At 69.2% G+C, this 21,572-nt stretch carries 21 protein-coding genes; 9 read left to right on the top strand and 12 right to left on the bottom strand.

Features of this window, described 5'->3' with window-relative positions:
- The first annotated feature begins 357 nt into the window (after positions 1-357).
- Both ACFWZ1_RS11980 and ACFWZ1_RS11985 read left to right on the top strand, forming a co-directional pair.
- Positions 358-678: a hypothetical protein gene (locus ACFWZ1_RS11980; RefSeq protein WP_231320867.1), complete on the top strand. Its 321-nt coding sequence runs from the start codon at positions 358-360 to the stop codon at positions 676-678.
- A gap of 121 nt (positions 679-799) precedes the next feature.
- Positions 800-1,906 carry a DUF1615 domain-containing protein gene (locus ACFWZ1_RS11985; RefSeq protein WP_439666567.1) on the top strand — a complete coding sequence of 369 codons (1,107 nt, stop codon included), beginning with the start codon at positions 800-802 and terminating at the stop codon, positions 1,904-1,906.
- Positions 1,907-2,022: 116 nt separating this feature from the next.
- Here ACFWZ1_RS11985 and ACFWZ1_RS11990 read toward each other — a convergent pair whose 3' ends face one another.
- Positions 2,023-3,303 carry a DUF763 domain-containing protein gene (locus ACFWZ1_RS11990; RefSeq protein WP_439666568.1) on the bottom strand — a complete coding sequence of 427 codons (1,281 nt, stop codon included), beginning with the start codon at positions 3,301-3,303 and terminating at the stop codon, positions 2,023-2,025.
- Between the two features lie 169 nt (positions 3,304-3,472).
- Here ACFWZ1_RS11990 and ACFWZ1_RS11995 point away from each other — a divergent pair, with 169 nt between their 5' ends.
- The 3 genes from ACFWZ1_RS11995 to ACFWZ1_RS12005 all read left to right on the top strand — a co-directional run bounded on the left by ACFWZ1_RS11995 (position 3,473) and on the right by ACFWZ1_RS12005 (position 6,923).
- Positions 3,473-4,567, top strand: a complete 1,095-nt coding sequence (locus ACFWZ1_RS11995) for an aminoglycoside phosphotransferase family protein (RefSeq protein WP_439666569.1) — start codon at positions 3,473-3,475, stop codon at positions 4,565-4,567.
- Positions 4,564-5,286: an N-acetylmuramate alpha-1-phosphate uridylyltransferase MurU gene (gene murU / locus ACFWZ1_RS12000; protein ID WP_439666570.1), complete on the top strand. Its 723-nt coding sequence runs from the start codon at positions 4,564-4,566 to the stop codon at positions 5,284-5,286. Before ACFWZ1_RS11995 ends, murU begins: the two co-directional genes overlap by 4 nt.
- Before the next feature lie 167 nt (positions 5,287-5,453).
- Positions 5,454-6,923 (top strand): sensor histidine kinase, encoded by a 1,470-nt coding sequence (locus ACFWZ1_RS12005; protein WP_439666571.1) that lies wholly within the window; start codon positions 5,454-5,456, stop codon positions 6,921-6,923.
- Between the two features lie 72 nt (positions 6,924-6,995).
- Here ACFWZ1_RS12005 and ACFWZ1_RS12010 read toward each other — a convergent pair whose 3' ends face one another.
- The 4 genes from ACFWZ1_RS12010 to ACFWZ1_RS12025 all read right to left on the bottom strand — a co-directional run bounded on the left by ACFWZ1_RS12010 (position 6,996) and on the right by ACFWZ1_RS12025 (position 11,346).
- The gene (locus tag ACFWZ1_RS12010) at positions 6,996-7,904 is read right to left on the bottom strand and encodes a hypothetical protein (RefSeq protein WP_231320875.1); all 909 of its coding nucleotides are present in this window, start codon (positions 7,902-7,904) and stop codon (positions 6,996-6,998) included.
- Positions 7,904-10,123, bottom strand: a complete 2,220-nt coding sequence (locus tag ACFWZ1_RS12015) for a M1 family metallopeptidase (protein ID WP_439666572.1) — start codon at positions 10,121-10,123, stop codon at positions 7,904-7,906. Before ACFWZ1_RS12015 ends, ACFWZ1_RS12010 begins: the two co-directional genes overlap by 1 nt.
- Before the next feature lie 351 nt (positions 10,124-10,474).
- Positions 10,475-10,801, bottom strand: a complete 327-nt coding sequence (locus tag ACFWZ1_RS12020) for a non-heme iron oxygenase ferredoxin subunit (RefSeq protein ID WP_231320878.1) — start codon at positions 10,799-10,801, stop codon at positions 10,475-10,477.
- Complete coding sequence (locus ACFWZ1_RS12025; protein ID WP_439666573.1) at positions 10,798-11,346, bottom strand: GNAT family N-acetyltransferase; 549 nt, start codon at positions 11,344-11,346, stop codon at positions 10,798-10,800. Before ACFWZ1_RS12025 ends, ACFWZ1_RS12020 begins: the two co-directional genes overlap by 4 nt.
- Positions 11,347-11,458: 112 nt before the next feature.
- Between ACFWZ1_RS12025 and ACFWZ1_RS12030 the strand changes: the two genes are divergently transcribed.
- Positions 11,459-12,775, top strand: coding sequence for a PQQ-dependent sugar dehydrogenase (locus ACFWZ1_RS12030; protein ID WP_439666574.1), 1,317 nt, complete (start codon positions 11,459-11,461; stop codon positions 12,773-12,775).
- A gap of 66 nt (positions 12,776-12,841) precedes the next feature.
- Here the strand turns inward: ACFWZ1_RS12030 and ACFWZ1_RS12035 are convergent, their stop codons facing one another.
- The 7 genes from ACFWZ1_RS12035 to ACFWZ1_RS12065 form a co-directional block, all read right to left on the bottom strand.
- Complete coding sequence (locus ACFWZ1_RS12035; protein WP_439666575.1) at positions 12,842-14,095, bottom strand: cysteine desulfurase; 1,254 nt, start codon at positions 14,093-14,095, stop codon at positions 12,842-12,844.
- Positions 14,096-14,233: 138 nt separating this feature from the next.
- Positions 14,234-15,538 carry a Fe-S cluster assembly protein SufD gene (gene sufD / locus ACFWZ1_RS12040; RefSeq protein WP_439666576.1) on the bottom strand — a complete coding sequence of 435 codons (1,305 nt, stop codon included), beginning with the start codon at positions 15,536-15,538 and terminating at the stop codon, positions 14,234-14,236.
- Positions 15,535-16,302, bottom strand: coding sequence for a Fe-S cluster assembly ATPase SufC (gene sufC / locus ACFWZ1_RS12045; RefSeq protein WP_439666577.1), 768 nt, complete (start codon positions 16,300-16,302; stop codon positions 15,535-15,537). Before sufC ends, sufD begins: the two co-directional genes overlap by 4 nt.
- An 11-nt stretch (positions 16,303-16,313) precedes the next feature.
- Positions 16,314-16,733, bottom strand: a complete 420-nt coding sequence (locus ACFWZ1_RS12050; RefSeq protein ID WP_231320888.1) for an ACT domain-containing protein — start codon at positions 16,731-16,733, stop codon at positions 16,314-16,316.
- Positions 16,730-18,166: a Fe-S cluster assembly protein SufB gene (gene sufB / locus ACFWZ1_RS12055; RefSeq protein WP_439666900.1), complete on the bottom strand. Its 1,437-nt coding sequence runs from the start codon at positions 18,164-18,166 to the stop codon at positions 16,730-16,732. Before sufB ends, ACFWZ1_RS12050 begins: the two co-directional genes overlap by 4 nt.
- Positions 18,167-18,189: 23 nt before the next feature.
- Entirely contained in the window at positions 18,190-18,645 is a 456-nt protein-coding gene (locus ACFWZ1_RS12060) for an SUF system Fe-S cluster assembly regulator (protein WP_231320890.1), read from the bottom strand.
- A 90-nt stretch (positions 18,646-18,735) separates the two neighbouring features.
- The gene (locus ACFWZ1_RS12065) at positions 18,736-20,010 is read right to left on the bottom strand and encodes a nucleotide sugar dehydrogenase (protein WP_439666578.1); all 1,275 of its coding nucleotides are present in this window, start codon (positions 20,008-20,010) and stop codon (positions 18,736-18,738) included.
- An 86-nt stretch (positions 20,011-20,096) separates the two neighbouring features.
- Between ACFWZ1_RS12065 and ACFWZ1_RS12070 the strand changes: the two genes are divergently transcribed.
- The 3 genes from ACFWZ1_RS12070 (at position 20,097) to ACFWZ1_RS12080 (ending at position 21,570) form a co-directional block, all read left to right on the top strand.
- Entirely contained in the window at positions 20,097-20,648 is a 552-nt protein-coding gene (locus ACFWZ1_RS12070) for a hypothetical protein (RefSeq protein WP_439666579.1), read from the top strand.
- A 62-nt stretch (positions 20,649-20,710) separates the two neighbouring features.
- A complete protein-coding gene (locus tag ACFWZ1_RS12075) occupies positions 20,711-21,007 on the top strand; it encodes a hypothetical protein (RefSeq protein ID WP_231320895.1) in 297 nt (98 codons plus the stop codon).
- An 8-nt stretch (positions 21,008-21,015) separates the two neighbouring features.
- Positions 21,016-21,570, top strand: coding sequence for a sugar O-acetyltransferase (locus ACFWZ1_RS12080; protein WP_439666580.1), 555 nt, complete (start codon positions 21,016-21,018; stop codon positions 21,568-21,570).
- The last annotated feature ends 2 nt before the right edge of the window (positions 21,571-21,572 follow it).

Below are 21,572 nucleotides of genomic sequence, written 5' to 3' on the forward strand. Positions count from 1 at the left end.
TCCTGCCCTGCCGGAGTCCGCCATGCGCCCGCTTCTGCGCGTCGATGACCGCGCGTCCCGGTTGCGCGAGCACCTTCGTGGCGCAGCGCCTGCTGGGCCGCGACTGAGCAACGGCGGCGTGCGCCGGTGGGTTGCCTTCCCGTTCCGCGTGCTTCGTGCACCGCCTTGGCATCGCTACGCCGTCGACGGCTCGCAGGACGAGCTGGGGCGCCGGCGCCGGGCTGGTCGTGCAGATCGCAGGCATGGCATCGATGATCACCCTCATGCGTGGCCGTCGCTGAACCGGCCGCGGCCCGCGCACTGGCCTTTCCATCCGGCGCGTAGTCGAATGGCCGGCAGTCTCCACCGGAGTTACAGGTGATCAAGGACATCGACCGACTGAACCGCCATCTCGATCGCTTCGAGCGTCGGTTGCCGCGCTGGATCGCGTCGCCCCTGCGCTGGCTGCGCGCGCCCTCGTCGCGCTGGGTGCGCATCCCGGTGGGCCTGCTGCTTATCGTCGCCGGCTTTTTCAGTTTCCTGCCGCTGCTCGGGCTGTGGATGCTGCCGTTGGGTGTGCTGCTGCTCGCCCAGGACCTGCCGTTCTTGCGCCGGCCCACGCGCTGGTCTTTGATCCTGCTGGAACGCCAATGGCTGCGCTGGAAGCGGCGCCGGCGCCAGGCCCGGCGGTCGTCGTAACCTTCGTAGGCTCAGCCCACCGCAATCCGCGGCAGGACCCCGGGTGGGCTGAAACCCACCCTTCGAAGCCCCGACTCGGGCTTCAGTCGCCATTGGCGAGCGCTACGGCACCCTATGCCGGATGCGTATCCGAACGGCCACCCGTCCCGTCGTCCTGCTCGCGCTGCTGGCCCTGGCCGCCGGCTGCGCGCGTCCGCGCGTGGAAGCGCCGCAGCGCCGACCCGACGAGGTGCGCGCGCAGATCGTGCGCCTGTTGCCCGGCGACACCGCGGACCGCGCGGGTTGGGCCTACGACATGTACGCGGCGTTCTCCGCGCTGGACATCCCGCCGACCGACAGCAACCTCTGCGCCGCGCTCGCCGTCGCCGCGCAGGAATCGAACTATCACGCCGAACCGGTGGTGCCGGGCCTGGGCTCCATCGCGCGCAAGGAGATCGACCGCCGCGCCGCGCAGCACCACGTCCCGCAGTTTCTGGTGCGCGCCGCGCTGGCGCTGAAGTCGCCGGACGGCAAGCGCTACGGCGACCGCCTGGCCAGCGTGCGCACCGAACGCGAACTGAGCCGCCTGTACGAGGACTTCATCGGCATGGTGCCGCTGGGCCGCCGCCTGCTGGGCGACGACAACCCGGTGCACACCGGCGGCCCGATGCAGGTGAGCGTCGCCTTCGCCGAGGATTACGCCGACGACCACACCTATCCCTATCCGGTCGATGGCTCGATCCGCCACGAGGTATTCAGCCGCCGCGGTGGCCTGTACTTCGGCATCGCCCATCTGCTCGCCTACCCGGTCGACTATCGGCAGATGCTCTACCGCTTCGCCGATTACAACGCGGGCTGGTACGCCAGCCGCAACGCGGCGTTCCAGAACGCGCTGAGCGAGGTCACCGGCATTGCGCTGGACTTCGACGGCGACCTGATCCGCTACGACGGTGGCCTGGGCGCCACCGAACGCGCCGCCCGCACACTTGCCAGGCGCCTGGACCTCGAACCGGGCGAGATCCACGACGCACTGGCCGAAGGCGAAGGCCCCGATTTCGTGCGCACCGCCCTGTACACGCGCGTGTTCGAACTTGCCGACGCCGGTGCGCGCAAGCCGTTGCCACGCGAGATGCTGCCGCGCATCCGACTGGAAAGCCCCAAGATCACCCGCAAGCTCACCACCGCCTGGTTCGCCAAACGCGTCGACGGGCGCTACCAGCGCTGCCTGGCGCAGGCCTCGCGTGGCTGAGCCGCGCAAACCGATCGCCTGAAGCGCGTCGGCCGCGACCCGCAAGTCGCTTCAGCCCACCGGCCCGATCGCCAAAAGGTACCGGAGGCGCCGGGCGAGGCCCGCCCTCCGCCTCGCTATGAGGCCTTCTTCTGCCCGATCGGACCGGTTGCCGGCGGCTCCCAACCGAACACGCTGCGACCGCCGTACTCGTGCGAGCGAAGGCGCTCCCCGGCGATGTACTGCTCCACCGACGGTCCCCTGGCGTGCCGCTCCAGCCGACGCGCCTGCTCGTCGAGCCGCCTGAGCGCGGCCAGTTGTTCGTCCCGGCCGAGCCTGGCGTTCTCCACCGCGGACTTCAGCACGCCGATGGTGTGGTCGTAGACACGCGTGGGCACCGGGAACGGGTGGCGGTCCTTGCCGCCGTGCGCCAGCGAGAAGCGCGCCGGGTCGCTGAAGCGGCACGGGGCACCGTGGACCACTTCGGCCACCATCGCCAGCGCGCGTACCGTGCGCGCACCCACGCCGGGCACCTGCAGCAGCTCGGTGAAATCGCGCGGACCGTTTTCCACCGCGGCGGCGAGCGCGCCGTGCAGGCGGCGCGTCACGACGTCGCTGCCGCGCACGTCGTGGTGGTCGGGCATCATCAGGTGCGGCAGCAGGCCGAGTTGCAGCGGCCCGTCGGACGGCGACTGCACGGGTGCGGCCTTGCCCTCGATCTGCGCCATCTCGCGCGCGATGCCGTCCGGACCGAGCGTCCGCAGCAGTTCGATCTGCGCCAGGCGCGAGGCCTGCGCGCGGTGGTCGGCCAGGTTCACGATGCGTCCCTGCCCCGGCCCGTCGACCGCCGCGTGCGGATCATCCACGAAGCTCTTGAGGTTCTCCGACAGCCAGTGGTAACGGCGTGCCTGCCGGCGCTCGCCGTTCATGCCCTGCTGCACGACGACCCACTGGCCATCGTCGGTGACCACGAAGCCGTGCAGGTAGAGGTCGAAGCCGTCCTGCACCGCGGCGCTGTCCACCTTGGCCACCAGCCGGCTCGCGCCCGCCAGCGCAGCGCCGTCGAAGCCGACCTTCTCGCCGATGGCCACCAGCTCGCCCGGCGTGGCGCGCGAGTGTTTGCCGCGCCCGCCGCAGACGTGGATGCCCAGCTCGCCCGACAGCGGCGCGAGACCACGCTTGAGCGCACCGATCACGCTGGTGGTGATGCCGGAGGAATGCCAGTCCATGCCCATCACCGCGCCGAAGGACTGGAACCAGAACGGGTGCGCCAACCGCCGCAGGAACTCGTCGCGTCCGTACTCGCGCACGATCGCCTCGGCCGTCAGCGCGCCCAGCCGCGTCATTCGGTCCGCCAGCCAGCGCGGCACGCGCCCGCCATGCAGCGGCAGGTCGGCGCTTCCGGATCGTCGGGTCATCGTGGCTCCAGCGAAAATACGGTCAGGCAGTGTGCAAAACCCAAGGTATCGAGTATCGCAAACGGCTGTCTCATCGGATGAACCTCCGCCAGCCGGCGTCGGCGCAAGCGGATGGACCGCGTGCGCGCCGGCTCGCTAAGCTGATGCGATGCCCGAGACCGACCCGCCCATGACCCCCTCCGACCGCGCCGCCGCCCGACTTGCCTGGGCCCGCGCCACGCTGCACGACGACACGCTGACCCTGGCGCCGGCTTCGTCCGACGCCAGCTTCCGCAGCTACTGGCGTACGCAGGGCGAGGGCAGCTGGATCGTCATGGACTCGCCGCCGGCGCTGGAAGATCCCGCGCCCTGGCTGGCCATCGGCCAGCGCCTGCGAGACGCCGGCCTGCACGCGCCAGTGGTGCTCGCACACGACCTGGCGCAGGGCTTCCTGGTGATCGAGGACTTTGGCCGGCAGGACTACCTATCGTGCCTGAACCCGGACACGGCCGACGCGCTCTACGCCCAGGCGATGGACGCGCTGCTGCGCATCCAGGTCAACGTCGACGGCTCCGACCTGCCTCCCTACAACCATGCCTTCCTGCAGCGCGAACTGGAACTGATGCCCGAGTGGTTCCTGCAGCGCCACCTGGGATACACGCCCGCGTGCGAGGAATGGGACGTGATCGAGCAGGCGTTCACCGTGCTGCTGCACAACGCCGCCGAACAGCCGCGCGTGTTCGTGCACCGCGATTTCCACAGCCGCAACCTGATGCAATTGGAGAGCAGCCGTTCCGGCCCCTTCCGCATGCCCTGCCTGACGCCCTTCGTCGCCCCCTACCAGCCCGCAGGCGCGGAAGCCCTGCCGCGACTGCGCAACCCCGGCATCATCGACTTCCAGGGCGCGCTGCACGGCCCGCTCGCCTACGACCTGGCCTCGCTGCTGCGCGATTGCTACATCGCCTGGGACGAAACCTGCGTGGCGCAGTGGGTCGAGCAATACCGCCAGCGCGCGCAGCAGGCGGGCCTGCTCGACGCCACGGTCGACCGCGAGCGTTTCCAGCGCTGGTTCGACTTGATCGGCCTGCAGCGCCACATCAAGGTGCTCGGCATCTTCTGCCGGCTCTGGTACCGCGACGGCAAGCGCGGTTACCTCGCCGACCTGCCGCGCGTGCTCGGCTACGTGCTCCCCGTCGCGCGTCGCTATCCCGAGCTGGCCGACCTGGCGGCGCTGATCGAACGCTGCGTGGGCGAGCGCGACATCACCGCACCGGCCTCCGCATGAGGCATGCGCTGATCTTCGCCGCGGGCCTGGGCGAGCGCATGCGGCCGCTCACCGACCGCACGCCCAAGCCCCTGCTCGAAGCCGCTGGCAAGCCGCTGGTCGCCTGGCATCTGGAGAAGCTCGCCGCCGCCGGCGTGCACTATGTGGTCATCAACACCTCTCACCTGGCCGAACAATTTCCCGACGTGCTTGGCGACGGCAGCCGCTGGGGCCTTCGCATCCGCTATGCCTACGAAGGCCCGACGCCGCTGGAGACCGGCGGGGGCATGCTCAACGCGCTGTCGCTGCTGGGCGAGGCACCCTTCATCGCGGTCAACGGCGACATCCACAGCGACCTCGACTACGCATGCCTGCCGGCCGAACCCCAGGGCGACGCGCACCTGGTGATGGTCGACAACCCGGCACACCACCCGGAGGGCGATTTCCTGCTCGACGCGCACGGCCTGCTGCACGCCCAGGGCGCGCCACGGCTGACCTTCAGCGGCATCGGCGTCTATCGGCGCGAACTGCTGCAGCACTGGCGCCGGGTGATCGGCGACGCGCCCGGCGTCGACGCCAACCCGCCGCGCTTCAAGCTCGCGCCGTTGCTGCGCGCGGCCATGGCCGACGGACGCGTGCACGGCGTACATCATCGCGGCGCATGGACCGACGTGGGCACGCCCGAGCGCCTGGCCGAGCTCGACAGGCACCTGCGCCAACGGCCAGCTACCGCCACCTGACTGGCGCGACCGGTGTCGGCGCACGCCTACACGCTGCCGCATTAAGCTCCGGCATCGCCCTGCCCCGCGCGGCGCCGGACAAGACTGCGCCCCGCTGGCACGCGACGACATCGCCACATCGATGTGCCCGCAGTCGAGAAAAACAAGACCAACAAGCATGGCGGCCCATGGACGACGAACGGATGCAAGCCGAACCGAAGATGGCCCAGCGCGTGCGCGCCTACGACTGGGGCGCCACCGCCATGGGTGCGATGGACACCTGGCCACAGCCGCTGCGCACCGTGGTCGACATCGTCCTGTCGTCCAACCTGCCGATGGTGATGGCATGGGGGCCGGACGCGCAGCTGATCTACAACGACGCCTACGCGGTGTTCGCCGGGGGACGCCACCCGTACCTGCTCGGCCTGAATCTGTTGGCCGCCTGGCCTGAGGTCGCCGAGTTCAACCAGCACGTGCTGGAGGTGACGCTCGCGGGCCAGCCGCTTTCCTACACCGATCAACCGCTGGTGCTGTTCCGCCATGGCCACGCAGAAGACGTCTGGATGGACCTGGACTACACCCCGGTGCGCGATGCCGACGGTGTACCGCGTGGCTTCCTCGCCACCGTGGTCGAGACCACCGCGCGCGTGAAAGCCGAGCGTGCCTACCATCGCGCCCGCGAACAGGTCGAGCTGGCGCTCAATGCGGGTGCGGCGATTGGCACCTGGCTGTGGGACATCCCCGGCAATCGCGTCGTGGTCGATTGCCGCCTGGCCCGCGCCTTCTCGCTGGACCCGGTGGAGGGCGCAGCCGGCCTGCCCCTCGAAACCTTTCTCGAACGCATCCATCCGCAGGACCTGCCGGAGGTGGAGGTGCGCATCCAGGAAAGCATCGATCACGGCGTGCCATACCGTTGCCAATACCGCATCCGCCAGCCCGACGAAAGCTACCTCTGGGTGGAGGCATCCGGGCGCTGCGAGTTCGACGAAGACGGCAAGCCCACCTGTTTCCCCGGGCTGATGGTCGATGTGCAGGAGCGCAAGCTGGCCGAACAGCAGCAGCGCACGATGATCAACGAGCTCAACCATCGCGTGAAGAACACCCTGGCGATCGTGCAGTCGCTGGCCGCGCAATCGTTCAACGGCGCCCCGTCGGTGGAGAGCGCGGCGGAGGTGTTCAACGCCCGCCTGATCTCGCTCTCGCATGCGCACGACGTGCTCACCCGCGAGCACTGGCGCAGCGCGCTGCTGAGCGACCTGGTCGAGCAGATGGCGCATTCCCACAATTTCCGGGGCAGCGAGCGCTTCGACATCGAGGGGCCGCGCGTGCGGTTGTCGCCGCAGAATGCGTTGTCCTTCGCCATGGCGTTGCACGAACTGGCCACCAACGCGATCAAGTACGGCGCGCTGGGCGATCGGGGCGGCGGCGTGCGCATCCACTGGCGCGTCGGCGAAGCCAACGGACGGCGCATCCTGCATCTGGACTGGATCGAGCACGGCGGGCCGCCGGTGCATCCGCCGGCCCGCAAGGGGTTTGGCACGCGCCTGGTCGAACGCAGCCTCAATCCCGCGCGCAACGGCGCGGTCAGCATCGACTATCGCGAAAGCGGCCTGGCCTGCCACATGGCGGTGCCGCTGCCGGAAGTGGACGACGAGTAGGTCCGGGCGCGGCGGCGACCGGCCAAAAAAAAAAACGCGGCCCCGCTCGGGGCCGCGCTTCCAGCCACAGGGCTACAGGGCGGGCGCGAACCCGCCACGCCGGGGCGCCAGCGAACGCCCCACCGCGGCCAGCGCGAACAATCGCGCGATGCGCATCCAGCCCACCGCGAGCACCGCCAGTTCGGCGAACAGCAGCGCCAGCAGGAAGCCGCCCAGGCCCACTGCCGGGGTATGCACGCGGCCCACGCCACAGGCCAGCGCAATCGCCGAGCCGATGGCGCCGATCAGCAGATAGCTCAGCAGCGTGCCCAGCGGCCGGCGCAGGAGCTGCATGAAGCCACGCCCCAGCGCGCGGGTCGCCGAACGCAGGCCCGGGTCGACGATGAACGCCGCGCGGGCCGACTCGACCACGGCATGGGCCAGCACGAACAGCACCCCAAGGACCCACAGTGCGGTGTGCGCATAGCGGTCGGCGGTACTCTGCAGCACCGCGTGCTCGCCTGACTTGTGCGCGGCGCCGATCGCCATCGCGCCAAGGCCGATGGCGACCGCGTAGGGCAGCAGCGACCACAGCATCAGGCGGAACATGCGCCCGTACTCGATCACGCCGGACTGCAACAGCTGGCCGAAGCCCAGCGCGCGACCGGCGCGGCCGGTGGCCACCGTCATGCCGGTCAGGAACGGGCCCAGCAGCAGCGCGAACACGGTCGCCAACAGCAGCGAGCCGTGCAGTGCGGCGCCGCTGTCGCCCAGCTTGCCGATCACGTCGCCGAAGGCCAGCCCATCGAAGCGCTGCGCCCAGTCGGCGGCGTGCACGGAGCGGTCGAGCAGGTCGGCCAGCGTCCGCCATGCCGGCAGCGCGGCTACTGCTGTGGGCAGCAGCAGGAACAGCAGCCATAGCAACAACAGGCGCCACTGCAGCGCCGCCACGGGCGCGAGCATCACGGCGCCCACATCGGTACGTCGGGTCGAGGTCATCATCACAGCGACACCAGCAAGGAGTAGAAGGCCTGCACCAGGGCAGCGAAATCGGCGCTCCAGCGACGCGAGGCGGCGCCATCGGACTCGACCGTGCGACTGTCGTTCAACTTGTTCGCGTCGAGGTAGATCTTCCGCTCGGGATCGAGTTCGGCCGAAACGACCTTGCTAGGACCGGTGAACTCGAAGCGTGCCCAGCGCCGGTCGTCATTCCAGCGCAGGTCCTGGTGGCTTCCGTCGGCGAACGTCACGCGCAGGGTCTGCGGGACCGGTGCACCCTCGCGCACCACGCTCACCGTGCTGTGCCAGGGGAACGGCCCGGTGCCGGCCTTGGCGTTCGGATGGGCCTTCTTCCAGTCCTCGCGCTGCTTGTCGATCCGCTTGTCCAGCGCAGCGCTGTCCCCATCGGTACGCTTGCCATTGGCGATCGTGCTGCCGGCCGGCGGCAGCACTTCCTCGCTGTCGATGTTGGCCACGCGGTCGTCGATGTGCGCGGTGCCATAGACGTACTGGTCGAACACCTCGTTGACGTTCTTCGCGTCACCCGACACGTCGATCAGCGTTGCGCGCAGGTCGGCGGCCGACGGGTGACGGAAGTGCCAGCGCCGGTAGTACTCGCGGAAGGCGCGCTCGGTGACGTCCTTGCCCAGGCGCTCTTCCAGGTCGTGCATCGCCGTGGCGGTGCGCGAGTAGACGGTGCCATAGCTGCCGCTGGAGAGCCGGTCCCAGGCGTTTTCCCCGAGGGGGTCATAGGGTTGCTTGAGGCCCGCCGCTGCCCGTTCCATCGCGAAACCGCTGATCGAGGGCGCGAAGCCCAGCCGCCTGAGGCCTTCGGTGGTGATGTCGATGGCCTGGCCGCGCGCGCGCAGCATGCGCTGGTCCCAATACTCATTGAGACCCTCGTCGAGCATCGGCTCCTCGAATTCGTTCGAGGCGAGCAGGCCGTAGAAATAACCGTGGCCGAACTCGTGGATGGTCACGAAGTCGATCGCGTACTGGGTGGCGGTGCCGGGCGTGACCTCGTCATAGCCTTCGGCGGTGAAGAAGGTCGGGTACTCCATGCCGCCGGCTTCGCCCGCGTTGTACGGCGGCACCACCGCGGTGAGCGTGCGGTAGGGATAAGCACCGAGCGTGTCGGAGAAATACGTCAGCGAATCGGTGCTCGCCTTGAGCACCGGCTGCGCGCTGGCGGCGTACTCGGGCGGATAGAGCACGCGCACGGCGACCTTCGGGCTGCCCGGTCCCTGCCAGCTGCCGTCGAGCACCTTGTAGCCCTTGGCCGCGACCCAGGCGAAGTCGTGCACGTCGCCCTGCACGTAGTGGTAAGTGGTCTTGCCGTTGGCGACCACCGGCGCGCCCTGCTGCTCGCCCACCGCGCCGACGGTGTAGTCGCTGGGCACGGTCATGGTGACGTCGAAGCGGCCGAAGTCGGCGTAGAACTCGCTGTTGAAGTGGAACTCGTGGACGTTCCAGCGCACCTGCGTCGCGCCGCGCTCGCCCGGCAGCTCCAGCACGCCGATCTTGGGGAACCACTGCGCGACCAGGTTGAAGTCGCCCCACCAGCCGGTGCGCTCGACCACGCGCGGCAGCTGGCTCAGGAAGTCGATGTCCAGCGTCAGGGTGCCACCGGCTGGCACGGGCTGCGCCAGGTCGATGCGCGCGACCGTCTGGTCGGTCTTGGGGCCGCCGTCCGGGTGCACGAACGTCCACTTGAGCGCGCTGCCGTTCTGGGCGACCTGCTTGAGGTCGATCCAGCCCCACTGGCCCTTCTCCAGCTTGGCCGCGCCACGCGAACCGCTGTGCGCAGTGAGCACCTCGCGTTCGGTGAAGAAGGTGCTGCCCTCGTTCTGGAAGGCGTTGAGGTACAGGTGTACGTAGATGCTGCGTATTTCGCGGTCGCTGCGGTTGCGCCAGGTCAGCTGTTCCTTGCCGCTCACCGCATGCCTGGCGGCGTCGAGGGACGCATCGATGCGGTAGTCCACCACCCGATCGGACAGCGTCGGTTCGTTGCCGGTGCGCGGACCGCCCCAGGCGTCCGGTGCGCTGGGCACGTGCGGCGCGGAGGCGTTGGCCGGCGCGAAGGTGATCGGCGCGGGTGGCGCCGCCACGCTCGACGCGGGCGTGGGCGCCGCGGGCTGGGCCTGTGCATGCAACAGCGCCGGCATGGCGGTGGCGCTGCACAGTGCAAGCGCGCCCAGCCACCCGGTAAAGGTCGGTTTCATCTGACGATCCCCCTGTCCTGGCAGGCCCCCGGCCCGCCGCAATCCAAGACGCTGGCGGCCATCCCCAAAGCGCCGCCGCAGGCGCGCAGCGTGCGGCATCCGCTCGTGAGGGCACATAGGCCAAAGGTCATGGACGCGGGTGTCCTTGTCCTTCGGAGGAGGGTTCCCGTGGTGCGTCCAGACGGCGGGCCTCTTCGCCCCTCCGAAGGGGGTTGAGGGTCGTGGTTGCGGGCAGCTGGCTCCGCGCGAGGGTTTCGCTTCAACGCTTCCTGCCCGGCTCTCCGTCCTGGCGAGCCCAACCCTTACGCTGCGCTCCTCCCGGCTCTGGAGAGGGTCAGACCGTGTGGCACTTCAGCGGTCGTCGCGGGTCCAGACGGCGCCTTCATCCTCGCGTACCGGAAAGCTGGCGATCGGCTCGTAGGCCGGCGGACGCGTGACGGCGCCGGTACGCACATCGAAGCGCGCGCCGTGGCGAGGGCACTCGACCTCGAAGCCGAACACTTCGCCACCGGCGAGATCGCCGCCATCGTGGGTGCACACGTCCTCGATCGCGTAAAGCTGGCCATCGATGTTGTAGACCGCGATCGGCGTGTCGCCGTCGAACACTACGGTGAATTCGCCGGGCAGCAAACCGCCCTGCCCGCACACGCGCACCCAGCCCTGCGCTGCCAGGCTCATACGGCGACCTCCGCCAGTTCCTTCACGAGCAGCTCGAAACGCAGGTCGTCGCGGCGCGGGATGCCGAAGCGCTCCTGGCCGTAAGGGAACGGCTTGTAGCTGCCGGTGCGTCGATAGCCGCGGCGTTCGTACCAGGCGATCAACTCCTCGCGCTGCACGATCACCGTCATCTCCATCAGGCGACAACCCCAGTCCTCCCGTGCGAGACGCTCGGCCTCGCCCAGCAACTGCTTGCCCAGGCCGCCGGCCTGCCGCGCGGGATCGACTGCGAACATGCCGAAGTACGCGGCCTCGCCCTTGCGCTCCAGATGGCAGCTGGCGAGCAGACGATCGTCGCGCTCCAGCAGCAGGATGCGACTGTCGGGGCGGGACATGGCGTCGGCGACATCGGCTGCGTCGGTGCGCTGGCCGTCGAGCAGGTCCGATTCGGTGGTCCAGCCGCGCCGGCCCGAATCGCCCCGATAAGCCGATTCGACCAGCGCGACGATGGCGGGGATATCGGCTTCGGTGGCCGCGCGAAAGGTGAATGTGGATAGCGTGGTCATGCGCCCATGATAACGACGGGCGTACCGCGGTCGATGACCTGGGACAGGCCGGCGGTTCACGCAGGCTTGCTGCCGCAACCGTTCCACTGGCCACTTCCGTGGAGGCGTTCCCGTGTCGCTCATCCGCCGCACGCTGTGGCTTCTTCCCTGCCTGCTGTCGCTGACCGCCTGCGGTGTACGTGCGCGCCTGCCGGTGACGGCTGGCATCGGTTCCGATCCTGCGCTGCCACCGCCCAACCCTTCGCTGATACCGACGGTGAACATCGCCCCGGCCGGGGCCTGGCCGCCCAACGCCGGCCCCGTCGCCGCACCCGGATTGGCAGTGCAGGCATTCGCGAGCAACCTCGATCACCCGCGCTGGCTCTACGTGCTCCCCGACGGCGATGTGCTGGTGGCCGAGACCAATGCGCCCCAACGACCGGAGGACGCCCGCGGATTGAAGGGCTGGTTCATGCGGCGGGTGCAGAAACGCGCGGGCGCCGGCGTGCCCAGCGCCGACCGCATCACGTTGCTGCGCGACGCCGACGGCGATGGCGCGGCCGAAACCCGCAGCGTGCTGCTCGATCATTTGCACTCGCCCTTCGGCATGGTGCTGGTCGGGAACGCGCTGTACGTGGCCGACACCGACGCGCTGCTGCGCTTTCCTTACCGCGACGGCGAAACGCACATCCAGGCGAGCGGCACCAAGGTCGCCGACCTGCCCGCCGGACCGATCAACCACCACTGGACCAAGAACGTGGTCGCCAGCCCCGGCGGCAAGCGGCTGTACGTCAGCGTCGGCTCGAACAGCAACGTCGGCGAGAACGGCCTGGCGGTGGAACGGGACCGCGCGCGCATCCTGGAAATCGATCCGGCCACCGGCGCCACGCATGCGTACGCCACCGGCTTGCGCAACCCGGTCGGCATGGCCTGGCAGCCGCAGAGCGCCGCGCTGTGGGTCGCCGTCAACGAACGCGACGAACTGGGCAGCGACCTGGTGCCCGACTACATGACCGCCGTGCGCGAGGGCGCCTTCTACGGCTGGCCGTACAGCTACTACGGCGCGCACGTGGACGAGCGCGTCAAGCCGCAGGATCCGGCGCTGGTCGCCCGCGCCGTCGTGCCCGACTACGCACTGGGCCCGCACACCGCGTCGCTGGGCCTGGCGTTCTACGACGCCGGGTTGATGCCGCAGTATCGCAACGGCGCCTTCGTCGGCCAGCACGGCTCGTGGAACCGCAAGCCGCTGAGCGGGTACCGGGTGATCTTCGTGCCGTTTGCGGACGGCAAACCCATCGGTCCGCCGCAGGACGTGCTGACCGGCTTCGTCGACGGGCATGGCCACGCGCGTGGACGCCCGGTCGGGGTGGCGGTGGCGCGCGACGGCGCCCTGCTGGTCGCCGACGATGTGGGCAATACGATATGGCGGGTGGCGCCGACCAACCCGTAGGGTGGCTTCAGCCCATGGGCTCCGACGACCGCGGCGGGCTGGAGCCCACCCTGCGACGGCCGAGGATCACATCAGCAGCTTGCGGACCTTCTGCAGCGCGGCCACGAACACGTCGACCTCTTCCATCGTGTTGTAGAACGCCAGCGATGCACGCAACGTCGCGGGCACGCCGAAGTGCTGCATCAGGGGATGCGCGCAGTGGTGGCCCGAGCGCACGGCCACGCCTTCCAGATCCAGCAGCGTCGCCAGGTCGGTCGACTGCGTGCCTTCGATGAGGAAGGAGATCACCGGCTCCTTTTCCGCTGCCTCGCCGAACAGCCGCGCCCCTGGCACGTCGCGCAGGCGTTCGGTGGCGTAGGCCAGCAGTTGCTGCTCCCACGCATGGATCGCCGCCAGGTCCAGCGTGCCGTAGTAGTCCACCGCCACGCCCAGGCCGACGAACCCGGCGATGTTGGGCGTGCCCGCCTCGAACTTGTGCGGCGGATCGGCGAAGGTGGTGCCGTCCACGCGTACCTGCCGGATCATGTCGCCGCCGCCGAAGAACGGCGGCATGGCGTCCAGGTGCGCCCGCTTCGCCCACAGCGCGCCGGTGCCGGTGGGGCCGAGCATCTTGTGTCCGGTGAAGGCGTAGAAATCGCAGCCGAGCGCCTGCACGTCGACCGGCCGATGCGGTACCGCCTGCGAGCCGTCCACCAGCAGAGGGATGCCGCGGCGCGCGCACTCGCGGGCGATCTCGCGCACCGGGTTCACGGTGCCGAGCACGTTGGACACGTGCGCCACGCAGGCGAGTTTCACCTCGGGGGTGAGCATCTCCAGATACCGCTCGACGTCCAGTTCGCCGCGCTCGTCGATGGGCGCGAACTTCACCGAAGCGCCGCTGCGCCCGGCGACCAGTTGCCACGGCACGATGTTGGCGTGGTGCTCCATCAAGGTGGTCAGGATCGTGTCGCCGGGCTTGAGCTGCGGCAATGCGTAGCTGTAGGCCACCAGGTTGATCGCCTGGGTGGTACCGGAGGTCAGCACCAGCTCATTGCGCGAGGGGGCGTTGATGAAACGGGCCAGCTTGTCGCGCGCGCCTTCGTAGGCCAGCGTCGCTTCCTCGCCGAGCTGGTGCACGGCGCGCGAGACGTTGGCGTTGTGCATCCGGTAGTGCGCGTCCACCGCCTCGATCACCGCCGCGGGCTTCTGGCTGGTGTTGGCGTTGTCCAGGTAGACCAGCGGCTTGCCATGCACGCTGCGGGCGAGCAACGGGAAATCGGAGCGGATGCGCTCGATGTCGAGGGCAGGCGCCGGGTGTGCGTGGGCGGCGGTGGCGGACATCGGTGACTCGCTTTGTGAAGAAGGGATCACGAGGTTTTAGCCTGCCGGATGTGAAGAAAAGTTGGGTTGCCGAGCCCTGATTTCCCGGCAGCCGCCCTCAATCCAACCTCTCCCCGAGGGGAGAGGCGGCAGATCGCGTCAGGCGGGCAGTCGGGACAGCAGCAACTGGTCGATATGCTGGCGCAGGGGCTCGTGCGGCAGCGACTCGAACGGCGCCCGGGCGAAGGCGGTCGTCAACAGCGTGCGCGCCTGAGCGCCGGGAATACCGCGCGAGCGCAGGTAGAACAGCGCGCGCTCGTCCAGCTGGCCGACGGTGGCGCCGTGCGCGGCCTTCACCTCGTCGGCGTAGATCTCCAGTTCCGGCTTGGTGTCGATCTCGGCCTGCGCCGACAGCAACAGGTTCTTGTTGCCCAGCGAGGCGTCCGCGCCGTCGGCCCCGGCCGCCACCAGGATCGCACCACGGAACACGCCGCGCCCACGGCCACTGGCCACGCCGCGCCAGGTCGAGGAGGAGACGGTATCGCGCGCGCGGTGGTGGATCGCCAGCTGGGTGTCCATGTGCTGGCGGCCATCGGGCAGGAAGGCGCCATGGGTATGGAAAGCGGCCGCGTCGCCCACCAGTTCGGCCCACAGGTCGTGCCGCGCCAGCGCGCCACCGAGCTCCAGCACGTGCAGGTGCGCTTGCGCGCGCGCATCCAGCCGGTAATGGCTGCGGCGCACGAGGCTGCTGCCGGTGCCCGCCTGCTGCAGCACCGCATGGTGCAACGTCGCGTCGGCGCGCAGGGTGAAGCCGGCGAGCTGCGTGCCCAGATGTGCCTGTTCGCCGGCATCGAGGTACTGCTCGATCAGCGTGAGTTCGGCGCCCTCACCCAGCTCGACGAGATTGCGCACGTGCCAGGAAACGTCCCGGTCCGCCGCGGCGCCGACGAACAGCAGGCGCAGCGGCGCGGCGACCCGGGTTCCGGCGGCCACGCGCAACACCGCGCCATCGTGGGCGAAGGCACTGTTGAGGCGCGCGAACGCGTCGCCCGGCTCGCGGAAGTGCCGCGAGAGGGCGAAGCGCAGCGGCTCCGCATCCTCGGCCAGCGCGCGCGACAGCGGCAGCATGCTCACCCCGGCCGGCAACGCGTCGAGCGTGGAAAGGTCCGCGCGGAAAGCGCCGTTGACGAACACCAGCACGGGTCCGTCGATACCCGGCAGCGCCATCGCGGCCGGGTCGACCGGGCGACTGGCCGCCTGCGCGTCGCCGGCGGCGAAGCTGCGCTGCGCCAGCGCGCGCAGCGCGGTGTATTTCCACGCTTCCACGCGCGTGTCCGGCAGGCCGGCATCCGCAAAGGACTCGAGGTTCTCGCGACGCGCCTGGTCCAGCCAGGCAATGCCGCTGGCCGGCAGCGGCGCGTCGGCCAGCGCGGCGACGAACGGCGTACGGGCCGGCTGGCTCATGCCGACGCCCCGGCCGGTTCGCCGTGCTCGGCGACCCAGGCGTAGCCGTGTTCTTCGAGCTTGAGCGCCAGGCTGCGGTCGCCGCTCTCGACGATGCGCCCGCCGGCCAGCACGTGTACGAAGTCCGGCACGATGTAGTCGAGCAATCGCTGGTAATGCGTCACCACGATGAAGGAGCGCTCCGGCGAGCGCAGCGCGTTGACGCCCTCGGCCACCTGCTTGAGTGCGTCGATGTCCAGGCCCGAGTCGGTCTCGTCCAGGATCGCGAGCTTCGGCTCCAGCAGCGCCATCTGGAAGATCTCGTTGCGCTTCTTCTCGCCACCGGAGAAACCTTCGTTCACGGCGCGGTTCAGCAGGTCCGGCGAGAGCTGCATGATCTTGAGCTTCTCGCGCACCAGCTTGAGGAACTGCATCGAGTCCAGCTCGGCTTCGCCGCGCGCCTTGCGCTGCGCGTTGAAGGCCGCGCGCAGGAAATAGGTGTTGTTCACGCCCGGGATCTCGACCGGATACTGGAACGCCAGGAACACGCCGGCAGCGGCGCGCTCCTCCGGCTCCAGCTCCAGCAGGTTGCGGCCCTCGAACAGCACCGTGCCTTCGGTGACCTCGTAGCCCTCGCGGCCGGACAGCACGTTGCCCAGCGTGGACTTGCCGGCGCCGTTGGGCCCCATGATGGCGTGCACCTCGCCCGGCTTCACTTCGAGCGAGAGGCCCTTGAGGATGTCCTTGCCCTCGACGCGGGCGTGCAGGTTGTCGATCTTGAGCATGGTCGTGTCCATCAGGCAGAGAGGTGCGCGAGGGCGTCGAGCGCGTCCTCGCGACGGTTCCAGGGCACGAACACGTGGTCGTGCAGGAACGCGGAAACCGGGTTGCAGGAAATGTCGCGCGCGGCCAGCGCGGCGGACACGGCAGCCATCATGCCGACCGCGTCGAGGCTCGATTCCACGCCCAGCGTGATCTGCGCCCACAGCAACCGGTCGGCGACCAGCTCGGGGCCTTCCAGGTCGTGGTCGACGATCAGCGTGACGCCCTCGTCCTCGCGGAACATCATCAGCGCCTCGTGCATGCGCCCGAACGCCTTGTCGTGCGACACGAACAGGAAGCGGCGCGGCATCGGATGCAGGCGTGGATTCAGTCCGGCGAGCAGGGCTCGCAGGTCAGTTCCGCCCGGGTGCGAGCTGGTGGCAGCGGTGTTCATCCGACCGCGCCTTCCAGCGAGACTTCCAGCAGCTTCTTGGCCTCGACCGCGAACTCCATCGGCAGCTCCCGGAAGACCTGCTTGCAGAACCCGTCGACGATCATCGATACGGCGTCTTCCTCGCCGATGCCGCGCGAACGGCAGTAGAAGAGCTGGTCGTCGGAGATCTTCGAGGTGGTCGCCTCGTGTTCGACGATCGCGGTGGGGTTCTTCACTTCCATGTAGGGGAAGGTGTGCGCGCCGCACTTCTTGCCGATCAGCAGGGAGTCGCACTGGGTGTAGTTGCGCGCGCGCTCGGCGCCCTTCTCCACCTTGACCAGCCCGCGGTAGCTGTTGGAACTGCGTCCGGCGGAGATGCCCTTGGAGACGATCTTGGACTTCGTGTCGCGGCCGATGTGGATCATCTTGGTGCCGGTGTCGGCCTGCTGGAAATGGTGCGTCAGCGCCACCGAGTAGAACTCGCCGACGGAGCGGTCGCCGCGCAGCACCACGGACGGATACTTCCACGTCACCGCCGAACCGGTCTCGACCTGCGTCCAGCTGATCTTGCTGTCCGCGCCGCGGCAGTCGCCGCGCTTGGTCACGAAGTTGTAGATGCCGCCGACGCCGTTCTCGTCGCCGGGGTACCAGTTCTGCACGGTCGAGTACTTGATGGTGGCGCCTTCCAGCGCGACCAGCTCCACCACCGCGGCGTGCAGCTGGTTCTCGTCGCGCCGGGGTGCGGTGCAGCCTTCCAGGTAGGAAACGTGCGCGCGGTCCTCGCAGACGATCAGCGTGCGCTCGAACTGGCCGGTGTTCTGCGCGTTGATGCGGAAGTAGGTGGACAGCTCCATAGGGCAGCGCACGCCCTCGGGCACGAACACGAAGCTGCCATCGGAGAACACCGCCGAGTTGAGCGCGGCGAAGTAGTTGTCGCCCTGCGGCACCACGCTGCCCAGGTACTTCTGCACCAGCTCCGGATGCTCGCGGATCGCCTCGCTCATCGAGCAGAAGATCACGCCGGCCTCGGCGAGCTTCTTGCGGAACGTGGTGCCGACCGACACCGAGTCGAACACTGCATCGACCGCCACGCCGGCCAGCGCGGCGCGCTCGTGCAGCGGCACGCCAAGCTTCTCGTAGGTTTCCAGCAGCGCCGGGTCGACCTCGTCCAGCGACTTGGGGCCGGCCTTGGGTGCGGAGTAGTAGCTGATCGCCTGGTAGTCGATCGGGTCGATCTTGAGCTTGGCCCAGTCGGGCGTGGGCATGGTCTGCCAGTGGCGGAACGCGGCCAGGCGCCACTCGGTCATCCACTCCGGCTCGCGCTTGATCGCGGAGAGCTGGCGGATGGTGCCTTCGTCGAGCCCCGGCGGCAGGCTGTCGCTCTCGATCTCGGTGACGAAGCCGGCCGCGTAGTTGCGGCCCAGGGCTTCGGCGACCTCGGCGTTGTCGCGCAAGACGGTGTTGTCAGTGTTCTCGGTCACGCGTGGGTCCTGCCCTTCAGTTCGCTCAGCGCCACGGTGGCGACCGCCGGGCGCGGCGGTTGCAGCATGTCGGCCAGGCTGACCGCGCGCAGCGCGTTGTCCAGCACGCTGCTGATGCGCCGCCAGCTGCCGCGCACGCCGCACTGCGATTCGCGATCGCACTGCCCTTCGACGCTGCATTCGGTCATGCCGATCGGCCCTTCCATCGCCTCGACGATCTGCGCCAGGCTGATCTCGCGCGCCGGGCGCGACAGGCGATAGCCCCCGTTGACGCCGCGGAACGACTCGACCAGGCCGGCGTGGCCGAGCGATTTCAGGAGCTTGCTCACGGTCGGCCCTTCCAGCCGCGTTTCATCGGCGATCTGCGCGGTGCTGAGCACGTCGTGCGGGTGGGCGGCGATGCAGGTCATCACCACCGCGGCGTAGTCGGTCAGGCGGCTGACGCGAAGCATGGGGGAAGCCTCGTCAAATCCAGACCAAAATGGTACGGATTACGCGGGTTGAGGTCAACCGCGTCGCTCGCAGATGGGCTTCAGCCCGCCCTACAAGCGCCCGTCGACGGCTTCTTGCGGCAGAACGGACTTCACGTCGTAGATCACCGCGCCTGGCTTGCCCAGCGCGCGGATGCGTTCGGCGCCCATCTCCTGGAATTGCCGGTGCGCCACCGCCACGATGATCGCGTCGTAACCCTCGCCGGGCTGGTCCACCAGCCGCACGCGGTAGGCGCGCTCGGCCTCGGACGCATCCACCCAAGGGTCGTACACGTCCACCTTTGCGGCGGAGGACTCCAGTTCCCGCACGATGTCGATCACCCGCGTGTTGCGCAGGTCCGGGCAGTTCTCCTTGAAGGCGAAGCCCAGCACCAGTACGCGCGCGTCGACGATGTGCAGGCGCCGCTCGCTCATCAGGCGGATCACGCGGTCGGCCACGACGCTGCCCATGCGGCTGTTGATCCGCCGAGCGGCCAGGATCAGCTCCGGGTGGTAGCCGGTGACCTCGGCCTTGTGGGTAAGGTAGTACGGGTCCACGCCGATGCAGTGGCCGCCGACCAGGCCGGGCCGGAACGGCAGGAAGTTCCACTTGGTGCCGGCCGCGGTGAGCACTTCCTCGGTATCGATGCCCAGCCGGTGGAAGATCAGCGCCAGTTCGTTCACCAGCGCGATGTTGACGTCGCGCTGCACGTTCTCGATGACCTTGGCCGACTCCGCCACACGGATCGAGGACGTCTTGTGCGTGCCGGCGCGGATGATCGTGCGGTAGAGCGCATCGACCCGGCCGGCCGCTTCCGGCGTGGAACCGGAAGTCAGCTTGACGATGTCGGTCACGCGCCGCGCGTGGTCGCCGGGGTTGATGCGCTCAGGGCTGTAGCCGCAGAAGAAGTCGACGTTGAAGGCCAGGCCCGAACCTTCCGCCAGCAGCGGCACGCAGACTTCCTCGGTGGTGCCCGGATAGACGGTCGACTCGAACACCACCAGGTCACCGCGCTTGAGCTGCGGTCCGAGCATGCGGCAGGCCGCCTCCAGCGGCTTCAGATCCGGCCGCTGCGCCTCGTCGATCGGCGTGGGCACGGTGACGATGTAGACGTTGCAGCGCGCCAGGTCGCCCGCGCGGTCGGTGAACGACAACCGGGTGGCGGCGCGCAACTGTTCGGGCGAGGTCTCCAGCGTGTGGTCATTGCCACCACGCAATTCGGCCACGCGCGCGGCATCGATGTCGTAGCCCAGCGTGTCGAAATGGCGCCCGAATTCCACCGCCAGCGGCAGGCCGACGTAACCCAGTCCGATGATGCCGATGTGCGCGGAGGTGTTCGGGTCCATGGTTCCTGGCGGGCAACGTGAAATGCGCTGAGCGTACAGGATGCCGCCAGCTTCGGTCCCCGGTCGGGCGCACGCGACAGGAGGCGTTGCGTTCGCCCATCATCGACGCGCGCCGCCCGAGCATGCGCCGCATGGACGAGACCCGCCTCCCCGCGATTCCCTGGCCCGGCTTTTCGCCGGAACGCGCATTCGTGCTGCCGCTGCCGGCCGGTCGGATGGCTACGTCCCTTGGCGACATGTGCGAGATCGATGGCGTGCGCTTGCGGCGCAAGTCCGAGTTCCACGTCACCGTGCTGAGCCAGGACATGTCGCGCGCCGCGGCCGCCGACCTTGGCGAAGGTGCGCTTCGTGCGCTCTACGAATCGCTGGCATGGACGCCCCGCCGCACCGGCTGCTATGCCCTGCTGCACAAGGCCAAGCCGACCGATACCGGCACGCTCGACTGCTGGTCGCTGATCGAACACCTGGATCTTCCCGCGATGCACGCCTTCCGCGGCGAGCTGGCCCGCCAGCTCGGCCCGACCCTCGCCGACCCGGTGCCGCACGTGACCCACTACGTGCGGGGCGACCCCAACGGCATCGGCGTGCCGGATGCGCGCGCGCTGGCGTCGCTGCGGGTCCGCGAGGTGATGCCCTGACCATCACCCGGCCCGCACGGGCCGGGCGCGACACTGGGCCGTCCCACAGCGAGGTCAACCTCATGCAAGAACCGATCGAACCGGGCTTCATGGTGTTCGTCGCCGATGGCGAACTGGGCGTGGGCGCCGTGCGCGAGGTGCATGCCAGCAGCAGGGAGCTGGTTGTCAACATCCAGAACGGCGGCGACTTCACGCTGCCGGCCGATGCCATCCGCGACGTGCACGAAGGCAAGGTGATCCTGGATGTCGACCACCTGCCGCAGGCCGTGCGCCAGGCCCTTAGGCACCCGCATGACGCCGAGTATCCGGATTCGGTCTACGCCGCGACCGACCCGAAGGAAGGCGCACTGAAGGACTGACCACAGGCGTGCGCAGCGAAAAGGAAAAGATGCTGGCGGGCGACCTCTACGACGCCAGCGCACCCGAGCTGCAGGCGGAACTGGCCGAGAACCATCGCTGGCTGGCGCGCTACAACGCCGCCCTGGCGGAGGGCCCGGTACGCTGGCACACCCTGCTGGAAGAACGCCTCGCCGCGGTCGGCGAAGGCGCGGTGATCCGTCCGCCCTTCCACTGCGACTACGGCTTCAACATCCACCTGGGCGCCGGTGCCTTCCTCAATTTCAACTGCGTGATCCTGGATGTGGTGGCGGTGCACATCGGCGAGCGCACGCAGATCGGCCCGGGCGTGCAGATCCTCGCCGCCGACCATCCGCGCGATCCGGCCAAACGCTCCACCGGCCTGGAATTCGGGCGGCCGGTGCGGATCGGCAGCAACGTCTGGATCGGTGCCGGCGCGCTCATCCTGCCCGGCGTCACCGTTGGCGACGATGCACTGGTCGGTGCCGGCAGCGTGGTTACCCGCGACGTCCCCGATGGCGCCACGGTCGTCGGCAATCCGGCCAGGGTTCGCGATCAGCGCTGACC

The sequence above is a fragment of the Frateuria sp. GZRe14 genome, assembly GCF_051900395.1.
GTDB lineage: Bacteria > Pseudomonadota > Gammaproteobacteria > Xanthomonadales > Rhodanobacteraceae > Frateuria_A > Frateuria_A edaphi.

Bases quoted from the DNA above. Each gene is read 5' to 3' on its own strand.
- ACFWZ1_RS11985 (WP_439666567.1), top strand. From the start codon at position 800: ATGCGTATCCGAACGGCCACCCGTCCCGTCGTCCTGCTCGCGCTGCTG.
- ACFWZ1_RS11990 (WP_439666568.1), bottom strand. From the start codon at position 3,303: ATGACCCGACGATCCGGAAGCGCCGACCTGCCGCTGCATGGCGGGCGC.
- ACFWZ1_RS11995 (WP_439666569.1), top strand. From the start codon at position 3,473: ATGACCCCCTCCGACCGCGCCGCCGCCCGACTTGCCTGGGCCCGCGCC.
- murU (WP_439666570.1), top strand. From the start codon at position 4,564: ATGAGGCATGCGCTGATCTTCGCCGCGGGCCTGGGCGAGCGCATGCGG.
- ACFWZ1_RS12005 (WP_439666571.1), top strand. From the start codon at position 5,454: ATGGACGACGAACGGATGCAAGCCGAACCGAAGATGGCCCAGCGCGTG.
- ACFWZ1_RS12010 (WP_231320875.1), bottom strand. From the start codon at position 7,904: ATGATGACCTCGACCCGACGTACCGATGTGGGCGCCGTGATGCTCGCG.
- ACFWZ1_RS12015 (WP_439666572.1), bottom strand. From the start codon at position 10,123: ATGAAACCGACCTTTACCGGGTGGCTGGGCGCGCTTGCACTGTGCAGC.
- ACFWZ1_RS12020 (WP_231320878.1), bottom strand. From the start codon at position 10,801: ATGAGCCTGGCAGCGCAGGGCTGGGTGCGCGTGTGCGGGCAGGGCGGT.
- ACFWZ1_RS12025 (WP_439666573.1), bottom strand. From the start codon at position 11,346: ATGACCACGCTATCCACATTCACCTTTCGCGCGGCCACCGAAGCCGAT.
- ACFWZ1_RS12035 (WP_439666575.1), bottom strand. From the start codon at position 14,095: ATGTCCGCCACCGCCGCCCACGCACACCCGGCGCCTGCCCTCGACATC.
- sufD (WP_439666576.1), bottom strand. From the start codon at position 15,538: ATGAGCCAGCCGGCCCGTACGCCGTTCGTCGCCGCGCTGGCCGACGCG.
- sufC (WP_439666577.1), bottom strand. From the start codon at position 16,302: ATGCTCAAGATCGACAACCTGCACGCCCGCGTCGAGGGCAAGGACATC.
- ACFWZ1_RS12050 (WP_231320888.1), bottom strand. From the start codon at position 16,733: ATGAACACCGCTGCCACCAGCTCGCACCCGGGCGGAACTGACCTGCGA.
- ACFWZ1_RS12060 (WP_231320890.1), bottom strand. From the start codon at position 18,645: ATGCTTCGCGTCAGCCGCCTGACCGACTACGCCGCGGTGGTGATGACC.
- ACFWZ1_RS12065 (WP_439666578.1), bottom strand. From the start codon at position 20,010: ATGGACCCGAACACCTCCGCGCACATCGGCATCATCGGACTGGGTTAC.
- ACFWZ1_RS12075 (WP_231320895.1), top strand. From the start codon at position 20,711: ATGCAAGAACCGATCGAACCGGGCTTCATGGTGTTCGTCGCCGATGGC.